Origin of the sequence: Billgrantia lactosivorans, assembly GCF_003254665.1 — a bacterium.
GTDB classification, from domain to species: domain Bacteria; phylum Pseudomonadota; class Gammaproteobacteria; order Pseudomonadales; family Halomonadaceae; genus Halomonas; species Halomonas lactosivorans.
In genome coordinates this window covers 329,842-353,005 of record NZ_QHGY01000001.1, presented here as the reverse complement: position 1 = coordinate 353,005, position 23,164 = coordinate 329,842, and the positions used below count along the sequence as shown (strand labels likewise).

Here is a 23,164-nt window from a genome sequence, read left to right as displayed (position 1 = left end):
CGGCGAAAGGCACGCCGATTAGAGCCATTTTCCGAAACAGTCAAGGGGTGAAGTGTGAACAAATCCGAGCTGATCGAAGCCATCGCCGCGTCTGCCGATATTCCCAAGGCCGCTGCGTCTCGCGCACTGGATGCCATGGTCGACACGGTCGCCGAAAGCCTCAAGAAAGGCGATACCGTGTCACTCGTCGGATTTGGTACTTTCTCGGTGAAGGAGCGTGCCGCCCGTACCGGCCGCAACCCGCAGACAGGCCAGCCGATCCAGATCAGCGCAGCCAAGGTACCGACGTTCAAGGCTGGCAAGGCGCTCAAGGACTCCGTGAACTGAGTCAACGGATTATTTGCGCCGACGGTCCCAGCGCGGGCGAAGCAACTCGGCAGCAAACGATCAGGCGCATCGCTTCGGCGATGCGCCTTCTTTTTTCGCGCCGGTAGCCGCCCGCGTCGGGGCGAGACGGGCTGCCGCGATGGCCCGCGGCGACCCGCCACCGTATAATGTGGCGCCACAGCCAGCCAATAATCAGCAATCGAGGCCTGCATGCTGCAAAGTATTCGTGATCGCTCCAGGAGCTGGGGCGCCAAGATCATCGTGGGTGCCGTGGTGGTGACCATGGCCCTGTTCGGTGTCGAGTCCCTGGTGGGGCTGTTCGGTGGTGGTGGCGACGAGGTGGCCGAGGTCAATGGCCAGCCCATCACGCGCCAGGAGCTGGAAATGGAAGTGCAACGCGCGATCCGTTCCGGTCAGGTGCCGCCCGAGCAGGAGCGGGCTCTCCGCGGCCAGGTACTCGACGAGATGATCGGCGAGCGGCTGCTGGTCTCGTTCGCCGAGGATGGTGGACTTTACCTTTCCGACGAGCAGCTCGACCAGGTCATCGTGACCCTGCCCGAATTCCAGGATCAGAGCGGCCGCTTCGATACCGACCTGTTCCGAAACCGCCTGGCCAGTGCCGGCTTCACCCCGACATCGTTCCGCTCGGCGCTGCGTGTCGACCTCAAGCGCCAGCAGCTGCAGGAAGGGTTGACGGTCAGCGACTTCGTGCTCGAGAACGAACGCGAAGCGCTGGCCTCGCTGCAGCGCCAGGTTCGCAGCTTCCGCTATCACACCCTGGGGGCGGAGGATCTCGATGAGTCGGTGGAGGTCAGCGATGCGGATCTCGAGGCCTATTACCAGGAGAATCGCGAGCGCTACCAGCGGCCCGAGCAGGTACGCCTCGAGTACGTGATCGCCGACCGTGAGGAGATGGCCGAGCAGGTCGAGGTGGACGAGGAGGCGATTCGCCAGGCGTGGGAGGAGCGCGGGCGGGATGCCGATCGTCGCGTGTCGCACATCATGCTGTCGCTCGACGGCGAGCGCAGCCGCGAGGAAGCCGTGACTCGCCTCGAGGAGGTGCGTGAGCGCCTGGCCGAGGGCGAATCGTTCGACGAGCTGGCCCTCGAGTTCTCCGAGGATCCCTCGACGGCCGAGCAGGGCGGTGACCTCGGAGTCATCAGCCGCGGTTTCTTCGGGGACGAGTTCGACGAGGCGGCGTTTTCGCTGTCGCCCGGCCAGGTGTCCGACATCGTCGAGACCGACAACGGCCTGCACCTGATCCAGGTCACGGAGCTCGATCAGCCCCCTCTCGAGGAAGTGCGCGACGAGATTGCGCGTGAACTCGCGCTCGAACAGGTCAACGACGAGTACAACCGTCGGGTGCAGGCCCTCATCGACGACAGCTTCGCGGCCGACGATCTCGCCAGTGTGGCCGAGAGTCATGAGCTCGAACTGCACGAAAGCGACTGGGTGTCGCGCGACGGAGGCGGCGGCGTGCTATCCGAGCCTGGCGTGATGAGCGCCGCCTTCAGCGAAGACGTGCTGGTCGAGGGTTTCAACAGCGAGGTCATCGAGCTCGACGAGGATCGCCGCATGGTGCTGCGGGTCGCCGAGCACCGCGAGGCCACCGTGCTGCCGCTCGAGGAGGTGCGCGACCGCGTGGCCGCGGCCGTCGAGCAGCGCAAGCAGCGCGAGGCCCTGCTCGATGTGGCCAGGGACCAGGTCGAGCAGCTGCGTGCCGGCGAAGAGCTCGATCTCGACTGGCAGCGGGTCGAGCGAGCCACGCGACAGCAGGACGACGTGCCCCGCTCGGTGCTGCGGGCAGCCTTCCAGCTGCCGCACCCCGAAGGCGACGAGTCCGTCTTCGGCCACGTCGGTGACGATGAGCGTGTCACGCTGATTGCGCTGGACAGCGTGGAAGCCGGCGAGGCCGACGAAGAGACCGAGGCGTTCGTGGCGCGCATGGCACAGCAGCTGCGAGCGCAGGCGGCCATCCAGGGCCTGCGCAACCACCTGCGCGAGACCGCCGAGATCGAGCGCTACTGAACCGGATCGGCCATCACCATGAAGAGGGGGCCTCGGCTCCCTTTTTCATCATGCTGAATTATACCGTTATCTTCTTGCTGCCATGATCCAAGGCGGCCGGTGGAGACCAAGAGCAGATATGTTACTCTATAACGATTCACGCCGACAGAGTGCCCCATGAGTGACGTCCACCTCGCCGCGATACCCGTCCACCTCTTCACCGGTTTTCTCGGCAGCGGCAAGACCACGCTGATCCGCCGCCTGATCGAACAGAAACCGCCGCAGGAACGCTGGGCGGTCCTGGTCAACGAGTTCGGCCAGGTCGGCATCGACCAGGCCATGTTCGAGGCGAGTGACGACGTCATCGTCAAGGGACTGCCGGGGGGCTGCCTCTGCTGTCAGCTGGCGTTCGTGCTGCAGGCCACCCTGGTCAATCTGCTGCATCGCCATCGTCCCGATCGTCTCATCATCGAGCCGTCAGGGCTCGGCCACCCGGCGGGCCTGCTCGACGTGCTGCGTGGCGAGGCCTTCGCGGAGGTCCTCGAGCTGCGCGATGTCGTCGTTCTGCTCGACCCGGCCCGGCTCGACGATCCCCGGGCGCGCGAGCACGAGACGTTCAACGACCAGCTGGCCATGGCCGATGCGGTGGCGCTGACCATGACCGACCGGGCCACGGCTGAGCAGCTGCACGTCGCTCGCCAGCACGTCGAGGAACTGTGGCCGGCGAAGAAGTGGGTGGCCCGGGCGCCCCATGGCGAGCTGCCGATATCGCTGCTGCTGGAGAGCGGTCCCCATCGCGGCGCGGCCGAGCGGCGGTCCAGCGCTGCACACGGGGCCCTGCGCGAAGCGGAACCGCAGGTGGTGATGCTGGATGCGTTTGCCGAGGCCGAACCGCTGCCGGGGCAGCCGCAGCAGAAGAGCGGCCAGGCACTCGGCTACCATACCCTGAGCTGGCGCTGGAGCCCGGCGGAGGTCTTTGATCTCGACCGCTTGACCCGTGTGCTGGATCGCCTGCCGCCGCGGCTGCGGGTCAAGGGCGTGCTGCATACCGAGGCGGGCTGGCAACTCTACAACCGGGGAGATGGCGTGGCGAGCCTGGCTGCGAGCGCCTGGCGCAGGGATTCCCGCCTGGAACTGATCGCCGAGGCGGAGCTCATGCCGTCAGCCGAAGCGACCCTCGCGGCCCTGCAGGCATGCCGCGTGCAAGGCCAGTAGCGTGATGTTCAGCACTGGCAGCGGCCGCTAGAGGGCGAAATGCCGTAGCAGTGGATCGCCGTCGGGGCCGATCTCGACCTCCCAGCCGCGGCCGGGCTGCCAGTCGCCCAGCACGATACGACGGGCGGGACGGTCGTCGATCTCGAACTCGTGCACGGCAGGGCGGTGGGTGTGCCCGTGGATCAGCGTGTTGACGCCATGGTCGCGCATGGTACGCACGACCTCCTCCGGCGTGACGTCCATGATGTCCTCGGCCTTGTTGGAAGTCGCCTCGCCCGACTGCTGGCGCAGCTGGGCAGCCAACTGGATGCGATCGGCCAGCGGCATGGCCAGGACCTGTTCCTGCCAGGCCGGATTGCGGGCCTGCTGGCGGAAGGCCATGTAGGCCTCGTCGCGGGTGCACAGGCTGTCGCCGTGCATCAGCAGCACCGGTTCGTCGGCGAAGCGCAGCACGGCCGGGTCGGTGACCAGCTTGGCCCCGGCCGCCGCGGCGAAGCGATGGCCGAGCAGGAAGTCGCGGTTGCCGTGCATCAGGTAGATGGCCGTGCCGTCGTCGGCCAGCTGGCGCAGCGCACCGGCGACGCGAATGGCCAGCGCGGCAGTGCCGCTGGGATCACGCTCGGCGTGGTCGAGCACGTCGTCACCGATCCAGGCTTCGAAGAAGTCGCCCAATATGTAGAGCGCATCGGCACCGCGGGCGCGCCGGCCGAGCCAGCCGAGAAAGCCTTCGGTGACCTCGGGGGCATCGGGGTGCAGGTGCAGGTCGGAAATCAGCAGGGTGGTGGTCATGGCCGTGTCTCGCGGGCTCGGTCGAACAAGGGGGCACGCCCGCAAGGGGGCGTGCCGAAGAGGGCGATCAGCTGTCGCTGGCCTCGTCCTTGACGTAGGCACGCTGGATGACCACGTCCTCCGCGGGAACGTCGGCGTGCATGCCGCGCCGCGTGGTCTCGACGGCGGTGATGCGCTCGACCACGTCCATGCCCTCGACCACCTCGCCGAAGACGCAGTAGCCCCAGCCCTGGATCGACTTGCCGCTGTGGTTGAGGAAGTCGTTGTCGGCGACGTTGATGAAGAACTGGGCGGTGGCGGAGTGGGGGTCCTGGGTGCGGGCCATGGCCAGGGTGCCGGTGAGGTTCTTCAGGCCGTTGTCGGCTTCGTTCTCGATCGGCTCGCGGGTCGGTTTCTGGTTGAAGTCCTGGTCGAAGCCGCCGCCCTGGATCATGAACCCCGGTATGACGCGATGGAAGAGCGTGCCGTCATAGTGGCCGTCGCGCACGTACTGCTCGAAGTTGGCCGCGGTCTTGGGCGCCTGGTCGTGATTCAGGGCGACGGTGATGTCGCCGAAGCTGGTCTCGAGAATGATCATCGAAGTTTTCCTGTCCTGAGGAGCGCGCCTTGGCGCCGTGCATGGGCGTGGCGTTATAATAGCGGTTTTGCATCGATGCGCGAAGCGCGTCGGGCCCATCGAACTCCGAGGCTCCTTCCGGATTCGCTATCCAACCAGAGGTTTGCCGCAACGACATGAGCAGTGAAAACGCCAGTGCGCCGAATTTCATCCGCAACCAGATCTATGACGAGATCGAGGCCGGTCGCGTCGACAAGGTCGTCACCCGCTTCCCGCCGGAGCCCAACGGCTTCCTGCACATCGGGCACGCCAAGTCGATCTGCCTGAATTTCGGTCTGGCCGAGATGTTCGGCGGGGATTGTCATCTGCGCTTCGACGATACCAACCCGGCCAAGGAGGAGCAGGCCTACATCGATGCCATCAAGGAGGACGTCAGCTGGCTCGGCTTCGAGTGGGCCGGTCCGGTGCGCTACGCCTCCGACTACTTCGATCAGCTCTACGCCTGGGCGCAGCACCTGATTCGCGAGGGCAAGGCCTACGTCGACGACCTGTCGCCCGACGAGATTCGCGAGTATCGCGGCACCCTGACCGAGCCGGGGCGCGCCAGCCCGTGGCGCGACCGCGACCCGCAGGAGAGCCTCGAGCTGCTCGAGCGGATGCGCGCCGGCGAGTTCAACGAAGGGGAGCGGGTGCTTCGGGCCAGGATCGACATGGCCGCGCCCAACATCAACCTGCGCGATCCGATTCTCTACCGTATCCGCCATGCCCATCACCACCAGACCGGCGACAGCTGGAAGATCTACCCTTCCTACGATTTCGCCCATGGCCAGTCGGATGCCATCGAGGGGGTGACTCACTCGATCTGCACGCTGGAGTTCGAGGATCACCGGCCGCTCTACGAGTGGTTCCTCGACAACCTGCCGGTGCCGGCCAAGCCGCGCCAGATCGAGTTCGCCCGGCTCAACATGAACTACACCCTGACCTCCAAGCGCAAGCTCAAGCTGCTGGTGGACGAGGGCATCGTCGACGGCTGGGACGACCCGCGCATGCCGACCATCTCCGGCATGCGTCGGCGTGGCTATACACCGGCCTCGATCCGCAAGTTCTGCGAGATGATCGGCGTCACCCGCGCCGACGGTGGCCTGGTCGACATCGCCATGCTCTATCACGCCATTCGCGCCGACCTCGAGGACAATGCGCCGCGGGCCATGTGCGTGCTCAATCCGCTCCGGGTGGTGCTGACCAACGTGGCCGAGGATCACGAAGAGGTCTACGAAGTGCCCGGCCACCCGGCACGCGAGGACATGCCCGTACGCCGTGTGCCGTTCGCCCGCGAGCTCTTCATCGATCGCGACGACTTCATGGAGGAGCCGCCGAAGAAGTTCTTCCGCCTGGCGCCGGGCCAGGAGGTGCGCCTGCGCAACGCCTACGTGATCCGCTGCGACGAGGTGGTGAAGGACGCTGCCGGCGAGATCGTGGAGCTGCGCTGTTCGGTGGATTTCGACACCCTGGGCAGAAACCCCGAAGGGCGCAAGGTCAAGGGGGTGATTCACTGGGTCAGCGCCGCCCAGGCGGTGCCGATGGAGGTGCGCCTCTACGACAACCTGTTCCTGGTCGAGCAGCCCGACAAGGACAAGGACGCCGACTTCCTCGAGCATCTCAACCCCGACTCGCTGCAGGTGTGCCAGGCCATGGGCGAGCCGAGTCTGGCCGACGCCGCCCCCGAGTCGCGCTTCCAGTTCGAGCGCGTGGGCTACTTCTGTGCCGATCGCCACGCCTGTCGCGACGGCAGGCTGGTGTTCAATCGTACCGTTGGGCTGAAGGACAGCTGGGCCAAGGTTCAGAAGCAAGAAGCCCAGAAGCAAGATGGCCAGAAGAAGGGCTGACATGCAGATCTACAACACGCTGACGCGCCGCAAGGAGACGTTCACGCCGATCGAGCCGGGCAAGGTACGCATGTACGTCTGCGGCATGACGGTCTACGACTACTGCCACCTGGGCCACGCCCGGGTGATGGTGGCGTTCGACGTGATCACCCGCTACCTGCGCTGGCGCGGCTACGACGTCACCTACGTGCGCAACATCACCGACATCGACGACAAGATCCTCAGGCGCGCCGACGAGAACGGCGAGAGCATCGCCGCCCTGACCGAGCGCATGATCGCCGCCATGCACGAGGACGAGGCGCGACTCGGGGTGCAGCGCCCGGACCGCGAGCCGCGTGCCACCGGACACGTGCCCGAGATCGTCGCCATGGTCGAGACCCTGATCGCCAAGGGCTACGCCTATGCGGCGGACAACGGCGACGTCTACTACCGCGTGCGCAGGTTCGCGGACTACGGCAAGCTCAACAACCGCAACCCCGACGAGATGCGCGCCGGCGCCCGGGTGGAGGTCGACCGGCACAAGGAGGATCCGCTCGACTTCGTGCTGTGGAAGGCCGCCAAGCCGGGCGAGGCGAGCTGGCCCTCGCCCTGGGGCGAGGGGCGGCCGGGCTGGCACATCGAGTGCTCGGCCATGTCGAAGTGCTGCCTGGGCGAGACGTTCGACATCCACGGCGGCGGCCCGGACCTGACCTTTCCGCATCACGAGAACGAGATCGCCCAGTCCGAGGCGGCCAACGGCAAGCCCTTCGTCAATACCTGGATGCATGCCGGGGCGGTGCGCGTGAACCAGGAGAAGATGTCCAAGTCGCTGGGCAACTTCTTCACCATCCGCGAGGTGCTCGAGGTCCATGACCCCGAGGTGGTGCGCTACCTGCTGGTGGCGAGCCACTATCGCAGCCCGATCAACTATGCCCCCGAGTCGCTGGCCGAGGCGCGCAAGTCGCTGGAGCGTTTCTACACCGCCCTCGACGGGGTGGCTGACGCGGTGCAGGGCGCAAAGGGCGAGGTGGATGCCAGCTTCGGCGAGCGCTTCGCCGCCGCCATGGACGACGACTTCAATACGGCCGAGGCGCTCTCGGTGCTGTTCGAGCTGGTGCGGGAACTCAACCGAGCCAAGAAGGAGGCGCCAGCTCTTGCGCCAGGCCTGGCACAGGAACTGCGTCGCCTGGGCGGGGTGCTGGGGCTGTTCGGCCAGGCGCCGCAGGCCTTCCTCAAGGGCGGCCAGGCGGCGCTGCCGCTGTCGGAGCAGGAGATCGAGGCGCGCATCGCCCAGCGAGCCGAAGCCAAGCGGGCAAGGGACTTCGCCACGGCCGATGCGATTCGCGACGAGCTCGCCGCGCTGGGTATCGTGCTCAAGGACTCGCGCGACGGCACGAGCTGGATCTTCGAGTCGCCTGGGCAGTAGCGGCACGACCGGCTTGCGGCGCCCGGCTATGGCCGGGCGCCGGCGTTTGGGGATGGAGGGGGCCGTGGCGGAAGCGGAACCTGTAGCGGCCAGCTGTCGTCGACGACGAACAGCCGACGGTGGCGGCCCTCTCGACCGGGGCCGAGCAGTGCTATCTGCACCGGCGAGGCGGGGCGCGAAAAGTGCTGTGCCAGGCGGGCCTCGACGTCACGCAGCGGCAGGAACGCTTCGTCACGGGGTAGCGCCAGCCAGTGAGGCTTCACCAGCCAGGCGGCACGGGTGCGGCGTGCCAGGCCGTCGCGCAGGCGTCGCCAGTCTCGCCAGTGGAGCCACTGCCCGCGCAGATGGTCGGCTGCCGCCTCGTGTGGTGCGGGCAGGGCACGGTGCCAGGGGTAGAAGAGCACGCCCGGCATCGCCAGCTGGCATCGGATGGCGCCTTCCCCGCTGGGACCGATGTCGCGGGGCTGGATATGCTGGCGGATCGTCAGGCGGGTTTCGGCGCGCTCGGTCAGGCGCAGCTGGTGACGGTCCAGGTGCTCGCGCTTGGTGGCCAGGCTGTCGGCCCCGCCGGGGCCGATCCAGCGTGCCTGCGCCCGCGGGGTGCCTGGTCCTTCCGGCAGCCCCAGATAGAACTTGATGGCCACCTCGAGATGCACCGGCGTCGGGTCGTCGAGCCGGCGGTAGAGCACGTCGAGCTCGCCCAGGGTGCGCTTGCCGGCGTGAATGCGCAGGTTGCTGGCCAGCAGGCGGGTCCCCGGGGCGGTGTCGAGCAGGTAGTGCCAAAGGCGTTCGTGATAATGTCCCATGCGGCCATCGACGGTATCGCCCACACGTCGCTCCAATGCCTGGGGGCCGGCTTCGAGCGCGTCGAGGTAGGCGTGCAGCTGAGCCGCCGCTCCCAGGCCCAGGGTCGCTCGGCTGGGACGGCCCGGCCAGGGCGTGGCAATCAGGTCGGGAGCCAGCAGGAGCCAGGCCAGGTCCCTCACCAGCGGATGATGGCAGCGGGCGAGCAGGGCGGCATCGTCCTCGGACATGGTGGGCGTGTGGCTCCGCGTTGAGATCGGGGTCTGACAGTCAAACTGTACACGCCTTATACTCTACTCACATTCACAACGGATGGTGGTGACATGAAACGCTCCTTGTCCGGCCTGGCGGCGCTGACCGCCGCAACCCTGCTGCTCGCCGCCGGCGTGCAGGCCAACGACCCGGTAACGGTTTCCTCCAAGATCGACACGGAGGGCTCGGTACTCGGCCAGCTGATCATCCAGCGCCTGCAGCAGGGCGGTATCGAGACCGAGGACAGGTTGCAGCTCGGTGCCACCAACATCGTGCGCCAGGCGCTGATGAACGACGAGATCGACCTCTATCCCGAATACACCGGCAACGGCGCCTTCTTCTTCGACATGGCCGACAGCGATGTCTGGCACGACGCCGACCAGGCCTACGAGACAGTGCGCGAGCGGGATGCCGAGAATGGCCTGGTGTGGCTGGCGCCGGCGCAGGCCAACAACACCTGGGCCATGAGCGTACGCGGCGACCTGGCCCGAGAGCATGGCCTCGAGACCCTCGAGGACCTGGCCGACTACCTGAACGACGGCGGCGAGTTCAAGTTCGCCGCCAGCGCCGAGTTCGTCGAGTCGGAGCAGGCGCTGCCGGCCTTCCAGGAGGCCTATGGCTTCGAACTCGGCGACGACCAGTTGCTGGTGCTGTCGGGGGGCAACACGGCCGCCACCATGCGTGCCGCCGCCCAGCAGACCAGCGGCGTGAACGGCGCCATGACCTACGGTACCGATGGCGGCCTGAGTGCGCTGGACCTGGTGGTACTGGAGGACACGCTGAGCGTGCAGCCGGTCTATCAACCGGCGCCGGTGGTGCGGGAGGAAGTCCTCGAGGCCTACCCGGAAATCGCCGAACTGCTCGATCCACTGTTCCAGTCGCTTGACCTCGAGACGCTGCAGGAGCTCAACGCCCGGGTCGCGGTGGAGGGCCTCGACCCGAGTCAGGTCGCCGAGGAGTATCTGGCCGAGCTGCAGGACTGAGCGTGGCTGAGGGCAGACCACCCCCCAACTGGGTCCTGCTGAGCCTGATGCTGGGCGCCGCGGCGGCGTGGCTCACCCTCGATGCGGTGAGCGTGGCAGCCAACCGGATCGTGCCCGGCACGCCGCATTCGGCGCTGGACGTCATGAACGGCTGGCCGGCGCTGCTGCTGGCCGTGCCGATGCTCGCTGTCGCGTTCCTCGCCTGGCGGCCGCACGACAAGGGGCTGCGGTTGTCGCTGGCCGCCGTGGTGGCACTGCTGACGCTGCTGCCGCTGTGGCTCTCGGCCGCGACGTCCGTGCTGGTCACGTCCGACATGCCCCAGGCGCGTGTCGCCATCGGTGCCTCCCTCTGGCTGCTGCTGTTTCTGCTGCTGCTGGCGCTAATCGAGCTGCGCACGCGGCTCGGGCTGTCGCGGGCGACGGCTTGGCTGCTCCTGATACCGGTGGTCGCGGGCTGGTGGGTGGCGCTGTCGCTATGGCTCGAGCCGCTGGCGCTGCTGCGCGAGTACCAGGCCCGCAGCGACCAGTTCATCGGCGCCCTGGGCACGCATCTGATGCTGGTGGGCGCGGCGGTCGCCGCCAGCCTGATACTGGCCGTGCTGCTGGTCCTGGCCATGCGCCGACATGCCGGGGTACGCCGGGTGGGGTTCGGCGTGCTCAACTTCCTGCAGACCATACCCAGCCTGGCGCTGTTCGGTCTGCTGCTGGCACCGCTGGCCTGGCTCGGCGCGCGCTTCGACTGGCTGGCGTCGATCGGCGTCGGCGGCATCGGCTGGGCGCCGGCGTTCCTGGCCCTGCTCGGCTACAGCCTGCTGCCGATGGTGCGCAACATTCACGTGGCGCTGGAGGAGGTGGACCCCGCGGTGATCGAGTCGGCACACGGCATGGGCATGAGCCGGCGGCAGGTGTTCCTGCAGGTGCGCCTGCCGCTGGCGCTGCCGGTGGTACTCGAGGGTCTGCGTATCACCACCGTGCAGGCGATCGGGCTCACGGCGGTGGCGGCACTGATCGGCGCGGGGGGACTCGGGACCTTCATCTTTCAGGGGCTGGGGCAGGCGGCCATGGACATGGTGCTGCTCGGCGCCTTGCCGATCATCGCCCTGGCGCTGCTGGCCGATGCGCTGTTCGGTTCCCTGAGTGAATGCCTGCGACCGGGAGGGGCCGCATGATCGAACTGTTCGACGTGACCAAGCGCTTCGGCGACGAGACCGCCGTGGATGGCATCACGCTGCGAATCGAGAAGGGCGAGCTGTGTGTCCTGGTCGGCACCTCGGGCTGCGGCAAGTCGACCACGCTGCGCATGGTCAATCGCCTGATCGAGCACGATGGCGGTGAGATCCACCTGGATGGCCAGCCGGTGCGCAGTTTCGACGAGGTGACCCTGCGCCGGCGCATCGGCTACGTCATCCAGAGCACCGGTCTGTTTCCCCACTGGACGGTGGCGCGCAACATCGGCCTGGTGCCGCGCCTGCTCAAGTGGCCCAGGGCGCGAGTGCGCGAGCGAGTCGAGGAGCTGATGCGGCTGCTGGGACTGCCGGTGGCCGAGTTTGCCGACAAGTACCCGCGCCAGCTCTCCGGCGGCCAGGCGCAGCGCGTCGGCGTGGCCCGGGCGCTGGCGGCGGATCCCGACATCCTGCTGATGGACGAGCCGTTCGGCGCGCTGGACCCGATCACCCGCGAGACCTTGCAGCATGAGTTGCGTGAGCTTCAGGCGCGGCTACACAAGACCATCGTCTTCGTCACCCATGACATGGACGAGGCGTTGTCGCTGGCCGACCGTCTGGTGGTCATGCATCAGGGCAGGATCGTGCAGCAGGGCGGGCCGATCGAGCTGCTGCACGATCCGGCCAATGCCTTCGTCGAGTCGCTGCTGGGCGGCATGGATCGCGGCCTCAAGGAGGCGGCACTGATCAAGGTCGGCGAGCGCATGCTGCCGCTGGGGCCGCGGCTGCTGGCCAGCGAGCGGATTGCCTACGGGGCGTCGCTGAGCCAGGCGCTGTCGGTCATGCTGTGGCATCAGGTGGACCGCCTGACGGTGGTCGACGAGGAGGACATTCCCATCGGCGAGCTGTCGCTGCGTCGCCTGCTCGGGGCCAGGGCGTCATGAAGTCGACGGCCCTCGACGCCCGCCGCATCACGCCGCTGGCCAGGGCGCGCCGCTGGCTGACGCCGCTCGCCTGGCTCGCGCTGCTGCTGCTGTCGGCCGGGATGGGGCAGCTCGAGTGGCTGTTTCGCCTGATCGAGCCCGACGTGCGCGCCGTGGTCTATCGCCGATCGGGCTTCTTCGCGCTGCTGGGTCAGCACATCCTGGTGGTGGGCGTCGCCTCGTTGCTGGCGGTGGTGCTGGGGGTGGGGGCCGCGATCGCCGTCACCCGACCCGCCGGCCGTGACTTCCTGCCGCTGGTATCGCAGCTCGCCTCCATCGGCCAGACCTTCCCCCCGGTGGCCGTGCTGGCGCTGGCCGTGCCGGTGCTCGGTTTCGGCACCCTGCCGATCATCGTCGCGCTGCTGCTGTACGGCCTGCTGCCCATCGTGCGCAACACCCTGGCCGGCATCGGCAGCATACCTGCCGAGGTGCACGAGGCGGCGCGCGGCATGGGCATGACCGCGGGGCAGGTGCTGCGCCAGGTCGAGCTGCCGCTGGCGGCGCCGGTCATTCTTGCCGGCATCCGCACCTCGGTGACCATCAACATCGCCACCGCGGCACTGGGCGCCACGGTGGGAGCGAGCAACCTAGGCGATCCCATCATCACCGGAATCGTCAACGGCAATACGGCCTACATCGTTCAGGGTGCCGTGCTGATCGGGCTGTTGGCGCTGGCGGTGGACAGCGGCTTCGAACGCCTGCTGCGGCGCGGCTAGCGCCGCGGGCGGCAGGCGCCTTCCCAATGCGCCTCAGGCCAGTTCGCCATGCTCGGTCAGCGTCGTCTCACCCACGCCCAGCAGCGCCAGGGCGCGATCATCGATGACGGCGTCGACCTCGGCAGCGCTCTGCACGTCGCCGCCATCGGCCCAGCCATCACCCACCTCGCCGATGCGAAAGGCATCCGCTCCCGCCTCGATGCCGGGGTCGGTATCGGTATCCAGCACATAGAAGAGGTCGCCCTCGTCGTCCTCGAACAGCAGGCCATCCAGGGTCTCGTCATCGGCATTGGTCACGCTGGCGTCGAAGTCGAAGCGGCCGTCGAAGCGACCCTCCTCGTCGACCGACCAGTGACTGTCGCCGGTTTCGCGTGCGAAGTAGGCGCTGTTGTAGGCTTCCGGCTCGATGTGAGAGGGGGGAAGGGGATCCAGCGACGCCTCGCCGTTCGCCTCGATGGTGACTTCGCCGTCGCGACTCTCGGGGTGCAACATGCCGCCGGTCAGCGCCAGGAACGCATCGGTCTGCACCAGGCTGTCACCGCTAGCCCGGACAAGGCCTTCATCGAGCGCCAGCTCGCCGTCTGCCGCCACGTCGGTGAAGTGGACGGTGGCACTGGGGGACTGGATATGGAAAGCGGCCATGTCGTCCAGCTCCCCAGCGCCAGCGTAGTTCAGGAAGTCGGTGCCTTCGCCCCCGGTGTAGGAAAGGTCGCGCCCGCTGACAGCGAGAGTGTTCTGGCCCTCCTGCGAGCCGATGATCTCGGCCGTGCCTCGTGTCGGGCCGTCAAAGGCGCCGATGCTGGCGTTCAAGGTGTCCTCGCCGGGGGGGAGGGGGAAGACATCGCCGCTGAGTTCAGCCGCGTCGATGCGCACCGACTCGGCCTGCGTGCTGGCCTCGTCCGCATAGAAGACGACCCGGCCGCCGCCGCTTAGTTTGGCTTCTTCCAGATGGTCGAGCTCGAAGCCCGAGAGCAGGAACTCGCCATCGGTGTCAGTATTCACGCGCCGCAGGGCCTCAGACTCGCCGGTGGAGGTGAGGTGGAAGCGGGCATCGCCCTGGACCGTCAGTCGTTCCAGGCTCTCGGCATCGATGTCCATCGCATGGTAAGTACCGCCATGGGCCTCGTCGTCCTCGTAGCGGCTCACCATGTCCATGCTGAAGGTGGCTTCGGTCAGGCTGGCGCCGTGCAGCGTGGCATTGTTCAACCAGCCGGTCGCATCCACCTCCAGCGACTGCGCCGCATCGGCATGTAAGGTGCCGCTGAAACCGGTCTCCTCGGCCACCTGCAGACTCAACGTCTCGCTGTGGGAAAGGTGATAGGTGCCGCTGGGCGAATCGTAGTCGGGGTTCGGATCCTCCGACAGGAAGGTGTCGATCGTCGCCGGGCCGCTGCCGTCGAAGCGGAACACGCCGTGATACTCCTCGTTCCGTTCGTCGGCGCTCAGGCGCAATGCCAGGGCCGCGTCGCCCATGTCGTCGTACGACGCGTCCTCCTCGGTATCGCCCAGGGTGACGGTTTCCACAGGGCGTTCCTCGCCGCCGTCCTCCTCGCCTGCGGGTGGTGGGGCACTGGGGGCGATCGCCTCGTTGAAGCGTCGCACCAGCTGGCCCGCGGGACCCTCGCGTAGTGCCGCCAGGGCGGCTTCAAGCTCCTGCGTGAGGGGCTGTTCATGCAAGTCGTCGAACAGGGCGGTCGCCTGCTGCATTCGGGTCAGGCCGGCATAGTCGTCCTGCTGCCGCGTCAGGAGGTCATCGAGCTCCGAGCGAAGTGCAGGGATGAGCGTGGGATCGGGACGAAACAGGGCGGCATGCGCTGCGGCCTGCTCTACCGGGGTGCGATGGGCCGCGAGGGCGTTTGACGAGGCGGCGTCGAGGTGGCGAGTCATGCGAATACTCCCTGTCGACTGTCCACGGGCAGGCTCCGCTGCCCGGGCTGGACCAGTGTGTTGTCACGTGCGGGAGCGCGTGAGGATGGGGTGCTCGTTTCGGCACGCCCCTTCCTTTCTAGTAGGGATGGCGAGGCGCAGCAAGGGAAAGGTACGAGGTTTTTCACGCTGGTCTGCGGACGGCGACAGCCTGGCGGTCATGGGGCGGGTCGCGGCGCGGCTGCAGCGGCGTCGCCACTTCACGGCGTTGAGGTCATGACTGGGCGATAATGTCGTGCACTTGGCTTGAGGTAGTCGAATGCCTATACCATCGTGCTATGAAGCAGTAAAAAGGGATGCAGTAAGAGTCATCTTACGTTAACGTCAACCCATCCAGCGTTGGCGGCCTGCTGGAGTGACCCTCTGGCAGACGGCTACATTAGAGACAACACTGCCCTCACGAGGGGCGGTTCTCCTCCTGCCATTACCCAAGGATCAGGAAGATGACAACAACACACGACGTCCATTCGCCGAGCTTCATGACCGGCGACGAGTTCCACATACCCACCTTCCGCCTGTTGCAGCAGGACGGCTCGCTGTACGAGGGAGCCGAGGCCCCCGAGCTCGACGAGGAGACGGCGTTAAGGATCTATCGCGCGATGCTCGTCACGCGGGTCCTCGACGAGCGCATGATGGCGGCGCAGCGCCAGGGCCGGCTCTCCTTCTACATGCAGTGTACCGGCGAGGAGGCGGCGGTCATCGGTGCCACCGCGGCGCTCGACGACGCCGACATGATCATGGCCCAGTACCGCGAGCAGGGGGCCCTGGTCTACCGTGGCTTCAGCTACGACGAGTTCATGAACCAGCTGTTCGGCAACGAGCTCGACTACGGCAAGGGCCGGCAGATGCCGATCCACTACGGCTCGCGCAAGCTGCACTACATGACCATCTCGTCGCCGCTGGCGACCCAGATTCCCCAGGCCGCCGGCTACGCCTACGGCCAGAAGCTGGCCGGCGAGGGTCACTGCACCATCACCTTCTTCGGCGAGGGCGCGGCCTCGGAGGGCGATTTCCATGCCGCGCTCAACATGGCCTCGGTGCACAAGGTGCCGGTGATCTTCTTCTGCCGCAACAACGGCTATGCGATCTCGACGCCGTCCAGCGAGCAGTTCGCCGCCGACGGCATCGCGCCGCGCGCCTTCGGCTATCGCATGCACGTGATCCGCGTCGATGGCAATGACGTGCTGGCGGTCTACCGCGCCACCCAGGAAGCCCGCAGGATCGCCGTGGAGATGAACCAGCCGGTGCTGATCGAGGCCATGACCTATCGCCTGGCCGCGCACTCGTCGTCCGACGATCCTTCCGGCTACCGCTCGCGCAAGGAGGAGGAGGCGTGGCGCGAAAAGGATCCGATCCTGCGCATGCAGCGCTGGCTGATCGAGCGCGGCTGGTGGAGCGAGGAACGCGAGAAGGACCTGCAGGACTCCCTGCGCCGAGAGGTGCTCGAGACCATGAAACGCGCCGAGAAGCGGCCGCCGCCGCCGCTGGAGAGCCTGGTCACGGACGTCTATGCCGACGTCACGCCGGCCCTGCAGCGTCAGCTCGACGCCCTCAAGACCCATATCCGCAAGCACCCCGACGCCTATCCGAAGGGGGCAAGGTCGCTCGACCCCGACGTCAAGGCGCCGGGCGGTGAACACAAGACCGGCGACGAGCAGGGGGGAGCCTGACATGCCCAGGATGAACATGCTGCAGGCGATCAACAACGCGCTGGACATCGCCATGGCCGAGGACGACAAGGTGCTCTGCTTCGGCGAGGACGTGGGCGTGTTCGGCGGAGTCTTTCGCGCCACCAGCCATCTGCAGGAGAAGTACGGCCGCGAGCGCTGCTTCAACACGCCGCTGGTGGAACAGGGCATCATCGGCTTCGCCAACGGCCTGGCGGCCCAGGGTTCGGTGCCGGTGGCCGAGATCCAGTTCGCCGACTACATCTTTCCGGCCTTCGACCAGATCGTCAACGAAACGGCCAAGTTCCGCTATCGCTCCGGCGACCTGTTCAATGTCGGCGGCCTGACCATTCGCACGCCCTACGGCGGCGGCATCTCCGGCGGCCACTATCACTCCCAGTCCCCCGAGGCCTACTTCGCCCATACGCCGGGCCTGAAGGTGGTGGTGCCGCGCAACCCCTACCAGGCCAAGGGGCTACTGCTGTCGGCGATCCGTGACCCCGATCCGGTGATCTTCTTCGAGCCAAAGCGGCTCTACCGTGCCGCGGTGGGCGAGGTGCCCGAGGAGGACTACCAGCTGCCCATCGGCGAGGCCGAGGTCACCAAGGAGGGCAGCGACATCACCGTGCTCGGCTGGGGCGCGCAGATGGAGGTGATCGACCGCGCCGTGGAGCTGGCCGAGAAGGAGGGTATTTCCTGCGAAGTGATCGACCTGCGCAGCATCCTGCCGTGGGACGAGGATACCGTGGTCGAGTCGGTGCTCAAGACCGGCCGCCTGCTGATCACTCACGAGGCGCCTCGCACCGGCGGCTTCGCCGGGGAGATCGCCGCCACCGTCCAGGAGCGCTGCTTCCTGTACCTGGAGTCGCCCATCGAACGGGTGACGGGCCTGGACACGCCCTTCCCGCTGACGCTGGAGAAGGAGTACCTGCCCGATCACCTCAAGATCTTCGAAGCGATCAAGGCATCCGTGGCGTTCTGACGCCCGATATCAGGACAGGAGAGAACGATGAGCGATTTCATGCTGCCCGATATCGGCGAAGGTATCGTGGAATGCGAGATTGTGGAGTGGCGCGTCGGCGAGGGCGACGTCATCGAGGAGGACCAGCCGGTGGTCGAGGTCATGACCGACAAGGCGCTGGTCGAGATCACCGCCCCCGAGGCCGGGCGCGTCACCAGGCTCTACGTGCCCAAGGGCGAGATCGCCAAGGTGCATGCGCCGCTGTTCGCCTATGAGGCCGTGGGCGACCAGGAAGGCGAGGCAGCGGAGCCGCCGCGCCCTGTCGCTCGGCCGCAGGACGAGGTGGCGAGCCCGGCCGCGGAAGCGCCCCCTCCCGGCGCTGCGCGGACGGGGCCGTCCGACGCAGGGTCAGCCAGGACGACGGACTTCATTCTGCCCGATATCGGCGAGGGCATCGTCGAATGCGAGGTGGTGGAGTGGCGTGTGGCCGAGGGCGAGACGATCGCCGAGGACCAGCCGCTGGTCGACGTGATGACCGACAAGGCGCTGGTCGAGATCACCGCCCCCGAGGCGGGCACGGTGAGCAAGCTCTACGTGCCCAAGGGCGAGGTCGCCAAGGTGCACGCCCCCTTGTTCGCCTATGTGCCGGCTCATGGCGAGTCAGGCGAGGAGACCGTCGTCGCTGAGGCGTCTGGTTCCGAACCCGGCGTAGCACAAGCGCCTGGGCGCATGGAGAGCGTGGTACCTGCGTCCGGCGGCGGCCGCGGCCCCTACGGCCGCATTCCGGCCAGCCCCGCGGTACGCCGCCTGGTGCGCGAGCATGGCCTGTCGCTCGAGGCGATAGCCGGCTCGGGCAAGGACGGTCGCGTGCTCAAGGAGGACGTGCTGCGCTATCTGGATGGGTCGCTGGAGCACGCTCGATCCGGGCAGGAACAGCCTGCCGAGAGCCTCCCCGGCTACGGCGTCGAGCCGTCGCCCTCGAGGTCACGGCCCGCCCGCGACGAGGTAGCGAGCATCGCGGGCGAGGTGAGGGTCGAGCCGATCCGCGGCGTACGCGCGGTGATGGCGCGGCGCATGGTCGAGTCGGCCAGCACCATCCCGCACTTTCAGTACGGCGAGGAGATCGACGTCACCGAACTGCTGGCGCTGCGCGAACGGCTCAAGCCGGCGGCCGAGGCGCAGCAGGTTCGCCTGACGCTGATGCCGTTCTTCATGAAGGCGCTGGCACTGGCGGTTCGCGAGGAGCCGATCCTCAATGCCCGGCTCAATCCCGAGGTCAGCGAGATCCACTACCTGCCGTCGGTTAACGTGGGCATGGCCGTGGACAGCCAAGCGGGCCTGATCGTGCCCAACGTCAAGGGCGTCGAGCGGCGCACCCTGCTCGACGTGGCGCGCGAGATCCAGCGCCTCACCGCCGCCGCCCGCGAAGGCCGAGTGGCTCAGGGGGACCTCAAGGAGGGAACCATCAGCATCTCCAACATCGGCGCCTTCGGGGGTACCTATGCGGCGCCGATCATCAATGCCCCGGAGCTGGCGATCGTCGCCATCGGCAAGAGCCAATGGCTGCCGCGCTTCGACGAACGCGGCGAGGTGGTGAGGCGGGCGATCCTGACGGTGACCTGGGCGGGCGACCACCGGGTGATCGACGGCGGCACCATTGCACGCTTCTGCAACGCCTGGAAGGGATACCTGGAAGCGCCGGAGACCATGCTTCTTCACCTAGGCTGAGGCCGGTCCATGTCACAGGCGCCGCTGCAGCAGTTCTACATACCCGAAGAGCAGTCGATCTACCTGCTCAGCCACGACGATGCGCGCAAGCTAAAGGCGTGGGTGGCGCTGTGCCAGGCCCAGCTCGAGCAGCTGGGCTACCGCGACATCGAGCTGATCGGCAAGGGCGCCTACGGCTTCGTCTTCGCCGGCATCACCGCCCACGACGAGGAGTATGTCTTCAAGTTCACCCGGGTCAACCTGCCCCAGCAGCTGCAGGATCGCCTCGAAGAGGAGGCCTTCATGCTGGAGCAGGTCGTCCACCCCCGGGTGCCGCGGCTGATCGCCTTCCAGCGCGTGCGCAACCAGTCGATCCTGGTGATGCAGCGCGCCCCGGGGATCAACCTGGAAGAGGTCTCGCTGCGCCAGGGGCGCCTGTCGCCGCGCCTGGTGGTGCGTATCGCCGACCAGCTCGCCGACATCCTGCGCAGCCTGCGCCGCGAGGCGGGGCCGGCGGGCCGACCCATCGTGCACGGTGACATCAAGCCCTCCAACCTGGTGTTCGATGCAAGCCGCGAGGCCGTGGCCCTGATCGACTGGGGCTCGTCGGTATTCGCCCAGCTCGACGCCAACCAGCAGTTCGTGGCGGCCAACGTCATGGAACTGATGTCGGACAACCTGCAGCAGACCAATGCGCGCCTAGGCGACGTCTACTTCATCGGCGAGGAGCAGCTCAACGGCGCCTTGTCGTCCCCGCGCTTCGACGAGCAGGGGGCGGCCGGCACGCTGTATGCGCTGGCCTCGGCGCAGTCGTGCCGCTTCGGCCATCGCGCCATCCCCGCCACTTCCCTGGGCCTGCCCATGGAGTTCGCGCGCATGCTCGACGGCATGCTCGACCCCGACCCGCGCGTACGGCTGCGGGCGGGCGATCACTTCATCCGCGAGATGCCGCGCCTGGCGCGGGTGGTGATGATCGACCTGCCGGAAGCGCCGGAGACGGCGCTGCTGCCGACCTGGGTGCGGCCCGCCAGCCGGGAGATCGATACCGTCGTCTACAGCTCGCGCAAGGCCTTCCTGCGCGAGGAGGGGGGCAGGGAGACACTCAACGACGTCAACGACGTGCAGCTCGACCGCTACTACAAGAACTTCATGCAGGGCATGGGCGAGACCGAGAAGGCCTTCCTCGCCGCAGTGAGTCGGCTGGGCAAGTACCCGGTGGTGGGGGGGCTCGCCGTGCGCTGGGAAGCCGACGGCGTCTACATCGACACCTCGCTGAACCTGCACGATACCCGGCTCAAGCCGGCCTTCGTCGCCGCCGTCAACAACATGGTCAACCTGGCGCGAGCCATCTATCGCCAGGGCATCTTCAAGAGCTGCCTGTTCAACGCCCGTGACACCCTTCACCTCGATCGCGAGAGCCCGGCGCATCCCTTCGTCGTCGAGCCTGGCATGCGGCTGCGCTACGAGGTCAGCGCGGTGCCCGAACTGGAGGATCGCAGCCGGCTGCACAGCTACTTCGAGGACGGCCCCGACCCCGAGGAGTTCCTGGTGCTGCCGGAGACGATCATCACCTCGCTGGAGGCGCTCAACGAGATCCACCACACGGGCATGATCATCTTCGAGGCCCTGCCCCAGCACCTCAAGATCCACAGCTACTACCGCCTGCTCGACCCCTCGCGCGAGGCCGAGTTTCGCGACCGCCTCGAGGACATCCTCGAGGCGGTGGGCCTCATCGAGGGGCTGGGGGTGTCGGGCTTCATGAAGATGCCCTACAAGGACACCCGCTTCTTCGCCCATGTCGAGCGCCAGCCGGAGCGCTACTATCCGCGCAACCCGCGCGAGGAGGCGCGGGGCGGCGAGGCCCAGGCCTAGTCGTCTAGCGGGTCATGCTCTGGGGCAGGTACAGCGCGATCTCCGGGAAGAGGTGCATCAGCGCGATCGCCAGCAGCATCAGCAGGAAGAAGGGCAGGGTGGCCTTGGTGATGGTCACGATGTCCTTGCCCGTCAGGCCCTGGATCACGAACAGGTTGAAGCCCACCGGCGGCGTGATCTGCGACATCTCCACCACGATGACCAGGTAGATGCCGAACCAGATCAGGTCGAAACCGGCGGCATCCACCAGCGGCATGATGATGGCGGTCACCAGCAGGATCAGCGAGATCCCGTCGAGAAAGCAGCCCATGACCAGCAGCAGCAGGGTCAGGGCCACCAGCAGCATGGTCGGCGACAGGCCCATCTCGCCGATGGCGCGGGCCAGTTGCATGGGCACCTGGGTAAAGCCCATGGCCGAGGTCAGGAACGAGGCCGCGGCGATGATGAAGGCGATCATGCAGGCGGTGCGAATGGCGGCGAACAGCGAGGCCTTGAAGATGGCGGCATCGAAGCTGCCGTTCCAGCGGGCGATCAGCATCGACAGCACCACCCCGACCGCCGCCGCTTCGGTGGGGGAAGCCAGCCCGCCGTAGATCGACACGATGATGCCGGCGATCAGCAGCAGGATCGGCACGAGCTCCAGCGTCTGGCGCAGCTTGCGTCCCAGCGGCAGCCGGGATTCGTCCTGGCCGGTGAGCCCGCGGCGATTGCCGTGAAGCAGCGACCAGGCCACGAGATAGCCCATGAACAGCGTGAGGATCATCAGCCCAGGGCCGATGCCGGCCATGAACAGCCGCGAGATCGACTGCTCGGTGACCACGCCGTAGACGATCAGCACGATGGAGGGCGGAATCAGCAGGCCGAGCGTGGAGGCGCTGGCCAGGGTGCCGATGGCCATGTTGCTGTCGTAGCCGCGGCGCTCCAGTTCCGGCAGGGTCATCTTGCCCACCGTGGCGCAGGTGGCCGCCGAGGAACCGCACACCGCGGCGAACATGCCGCTGCCAAGGATGTTGGTATGCAGCAGGCGGCCCGGCAGGCGGTTGAGCCAGGGCGAAAGGCCGCGGAACATGTTGTCGGCGAGCCCCGAACGGAACAGGATCTCGCCCATCCAGATGAACATCGGCAGGGCGGTCAGGTCCCAGCCGTAGCTGGCGCCCCAGAAATCGGAGGCCAGAATCGGGCCCGGCGCGAAGGGGCTGAAGAACGCCAGCACGATCCAGGCGGTACCGATCAGGGCGAAGGCGATCCACACCCCGCTGCCGAGCAGGATCGCCAACGTGGCGATGGTAGCCAGACTGAGTATCAGCACGTGTTGCTACTCCGTGTGGTTGAGGCGAGCCTCAGTGAGTTTCACTGTCGTCGGTGGCGGTCGCTTCACGGAAACGGTCCGGCTCGCGGATGGCGATCCGCACCGTCATCACCAGGGCTTCTGCCAGCGCCAGGCACAGCAGGCCCACCCCGGTGGCCAGTATCGTCTGCGGGATCCACAGGGGTATCGACAGGAATCCCGAGGAGACGTCATCGAACGCACGGCTCTCGCGGGCGAGTTCGACCAGCCCATAGCCGAGCAGCAGGCTGATGACCAGCGCCACCAGCAGGCAGAAGACCTCGACCCAGGCGCGTGGCGCCGCCGGCAGCCGCGAGAGCAGCAGCGTGACGCGGATGTGCGCGTGGTGAACGAAGGTATAGGCGAGCCCCAGGAAGGTCGCCCCCACCAACAGGTAGGCGGCAAACTCCGACACGCCGGTCAAGCCCAGGCCCAGGCGACCGAGGCCGACCAGCACCAGCAGGGCATCGACCAGGCGAAAGGTGACCTGAAGGGCAACGAGGGCGCAGATGGCTACCATGCAGGCGGCAGCCCCCCAGGCGCCCAGGCGGTAAAGCGCTGTGAACTTGAACGTCATGGCCGGGCCTCGCTTGGTGCAGGGGCGTGGCGGGGTGTCCG

Annotated in this window: 19 protein-coding genes; 13 read left to right on the top strand and 6 right to left on the bottom strand. The window is 67.3% G+C overall.

The window, feature by feature from the left end:
- Positions 1 to 54: 54 nt before the first annotated feature.
- From DIS04_RS01510 to DIS04_RS01500, 3 genes are all read left to right on the top strand, one after another.
- Complete coding sequence (locus tag DIS04_RS01510; RefSeq protein WP_111411955.1) at positions 55 to 327, top strand: HU family DNA-binding protein; 273 nt, start codon at positions 55 to 57, stop codon at positions 325 to 327.
- Between the two features lie 210 nt (positions 328 to 537).
- Positions 538 to 2,355: a SurA N-terminal domain-containing protein gene (locus tag DIS04_RS01505; RefSeq protein ID WP_111411954.1), complete on the top strand. Its 1,818-nt coding sequence runs from the start codon at positions 538 to 540 to the stop codon at positions 2,353 to 2,355.
- 156 nt (positions 2,356 to 2,511) lie between these two features.
- On the top strand, positions 2,512 to 3,549 hold the full coding sequence (locus DIS04_RS01500) for a CobW family GTP-binding protein (RefSeq protein ID WP_111411953.1): 1,038 nt from the start codon (positions 2,512 to 2,514) through the stop codon (positions 3,547 to 3,549).
- Between the two features lie 27 nt (positions 3,550 to 3,576).
- Here DIS04_RS01500 and DIS04_RS01495 read toward each other — a convergent pair whose 3' ends face one another.
- Both DIS04_RS01495 and DIS04_RS01490 read right to left on the bottom strand, forming a co-directional pair.
- Positions 3,577 to 4,338 carry a UDP-2,3-diacylglucosamine diphosphatase gene (locus tag DIS04_RS01495; protein ID WP_111411952.1) on the bottom strand — a complete coding sequence of 254 codons (762 nt, stop codon included), beginning with the start codon at positions 4,336 to 4,338 and terminating at the stop codon, positions 3,577 to 3,579.
- Between the two features lie 67 nt (positions 4,339 to 4,405).
- Positions 4,406 to 4,915 (bottom strand): peptidylprolyl isomerase, encoded by a 510-nt coding sequence (locus DIS04_RS01490; RefSeq protein WP_111411951.1) that lies wholly within the window; start codon positions 4,913 to 4,915, stop codon positions 4,406 to 4,408.
- A gap of 155 nt (positions 4,916 to 5,070) precedes the next feature.
- Between DIS04_RS01490 and DIS04_RS01480 the strand changes: the two genes are divergently transcribed.
- Entirely contained in the window at positions 5,071 to 6,780 is a 1,710-nt protein-coding gene (locus DIS04_RS01480; RefSeq protein WP_111411949.1) for a glutamine--tRNA ligase/YqeY domain fusion protein, read from the top strand.
- 1 nt (position 6,781) lies between these two features.
- Positions 6,782 to 8,185: a cysteine--tRNA ligase gene (gene cysS, locus DIS04_RS01475; RefSeq protein ID WP_111411948.1), complete on the top strand. Its 1,404-nt coding sequence runs from the start codon at positions 6,782 to 6,784 to the stop codon at positions 8,183 to 8,185.
- Between the two features lie 26 nt (positions 8,186 to 8,211).
- Here cysS and DIS04_RS01470 read toward each other — a convergent pair whose 3' ends face one another.
- Positions 8,212 to 9,219 (bottom strand): DUF1853 family protein, encoded by a 1,008-nt coding sequence (locus DIS04_RS01470; RefSeq protein WP_111411947.1) that lies wholly within the window; start codon positions 9,217 to 9,219, stop codon positions 8,212 to 8,214.
- Between the two features lie 93 nt (positions 9,220 to 9,312).
- On the opposite strand from DIS04_RS01470, the gene osmF reads away from it, so the two are divergent.
- From osmF to DIS04_RS01450, 4 genes are read left to right on the top strand one after another with little or no spacing between them, the layout of a single operon-like run.
- Positions 9,313 to 10,224 carry a glycine betaine ABC transporter substrate-binding protein OsmF gene (osmF, locus tag DIS04_RS01465; RefSeq protein WP_111411946.1) on the top strand — a complete coding sequence of 304 codons (912 nt, stop codon included), beginning with the start codon at positions 9,313 to 9,315 and terminating at the stop codon, positions 10,222 to 10,224.
- A gap of 47 nt (positions 10,225 to 10,271) precedes the next feature.
- On the top strand, positions 10,272 to 11,393 hold the full coding sequence (locus tag DIS04_RS01460; RefSeq protein WP_111412735.1) for an ABC transporter permease: 1,122 nt from the start codon (positions 10,272 to 10,274) through the stop codon (positions 11,391 to 11,393).
- Positions 11,390 to 12,331, top strand: a complete 942-nt coding sequence (locus tag DIS04_RS01455) for an ABC transporter ATP-binding protein (protein WP_111411945.1) — start codon at positions 11,390 to 11,392, stop codon at positions 12,329 to 12,331. Before DIS04_RS01460 ends, DIS04_RS01455 begins: the two co-directional genes overlap by 4 nt.
- Positions 12,328 to 13,086, top strand: coding sequence for an ABC transporter permease (locus tag DIS04_RS01450; protein ID WP_111411944.1), 759 nt, complete (start codon positions 12,328 to 12,330; stop codon positions 13,084 to 13,086). The genes DIS04_RS01455 and DIS04_RS01450 overlap by 4 nt, the downstream gene beginning before the upstream one ends.
- Positions 13,087 to 13,119: 33 nt before the next feature.
- Here the strand turns inward: DIS04_RS01450 and DIS04_RS01445 are convergent, their stop codons facing one another.
- Complete coding sequence (locus DIS04_RS01445) at positions 13,120 to 14,973, bottom strand: hypothetical protein (protein WP_111411943.1); 1,854 nt, start codon at positions 14,971 to 14,973, stop codon at positions 13,120 to 13,122.
- A 482-nt stretch (positions 14,974 to 15,455) separates the two neighbouring features.
- Between DIS04_RS01445 and DIS04_RS01440 the strand changes: the two genes are divergently transcribed.
- From DIS04_RS01440 to DIS04_RS01425, 4 genes are read left to right on the top strand one after another with little or no spacing between them, the layout of a single operon-like run.
- Positions 15,456 to 16,682: a thiamine pyrophosphate-dependent dehydrogenase E1 component subunit alpha gene (locus DIS04_RS01440; protein ID WP_111411942.1), complete on the top strand. Its 1,227-nt coding sequence runs from the start codon at positions 15,456 to 15,458 to the stop codon at positions 16,680 to 16,682.
- 1 nt (position 16,683) lies between these two features.
- Complete coding sequence (locus DIS04_RS01435) at positions 16,684 to 17,661, top strand: alpha-ketoacid dehydrogenase subunit beta (protein WP_111411941.1); 978 nt, start codon at positions 16,684 to 16,686, stop codon at positions 17,659 to 17,661.
- 27 nt (positions 17,662 to 17,688) lie between these two features.
- A complete protein-coding gene (locus tag DIS04_RS01430; protein WP_111411940.1) occupies positions 17,689 to 19,368 on the top strand; it encodes a dihydrolipoyllysine-residue acetyltransferase in 1,680 nt (559 codons plus the stop codon).
- 9 nt (positions 19,369 to 19,377) lie between these two features.
- Positions 19,378 to 21,219, top strand: coding sequence for a protein kinase domain-containing protein (locus tag DIS04_RS01425; RefSeq protein ID WP_111411939.1), 1,842 nt, complete (start codon positions 19,378 to 19,380; stop codon positions 21,217 to 21,219).
- A 4-nt stretch (positions 21,220 to 21,223) separates the two neighbouring features.
- Here DIS04_RS01425 and DIS04_RS01420 read toward each other — a convergent pair whose 3' ends face one another.
- Both DIS04_RS01420 and DIS04_RS01415 read right to left on the bottom strand, forming a co-directional pair.
- Positions 21,224 to 22,528 (bottom strand): TRAP transporter large permease, encoded by a 1,305-nt coding sequence (locus tag DIS04_RS01420; protein WP_111411938.1) that lies wholly within the window; start codon positions 22,526 to 22,528, stop codon positions 21,224 to 21,226.
- 31 nt (positions 22,529 to 22,559) lie between these two features.
- Positions 22,560 to 23,123: a TRAP transporter small permease gene (locus DIS04_RS01415; RefSeq protein ID WP_111411937.1), complete on the bottom strand. Its 564-nt coding sequence runs from the start codon at positions 23,121 to 23,123 to the stop codon at positions 22,560 to 22,562.
- Positions 23,124 to 23,164 lie beyond the last annotated feature (41 nt).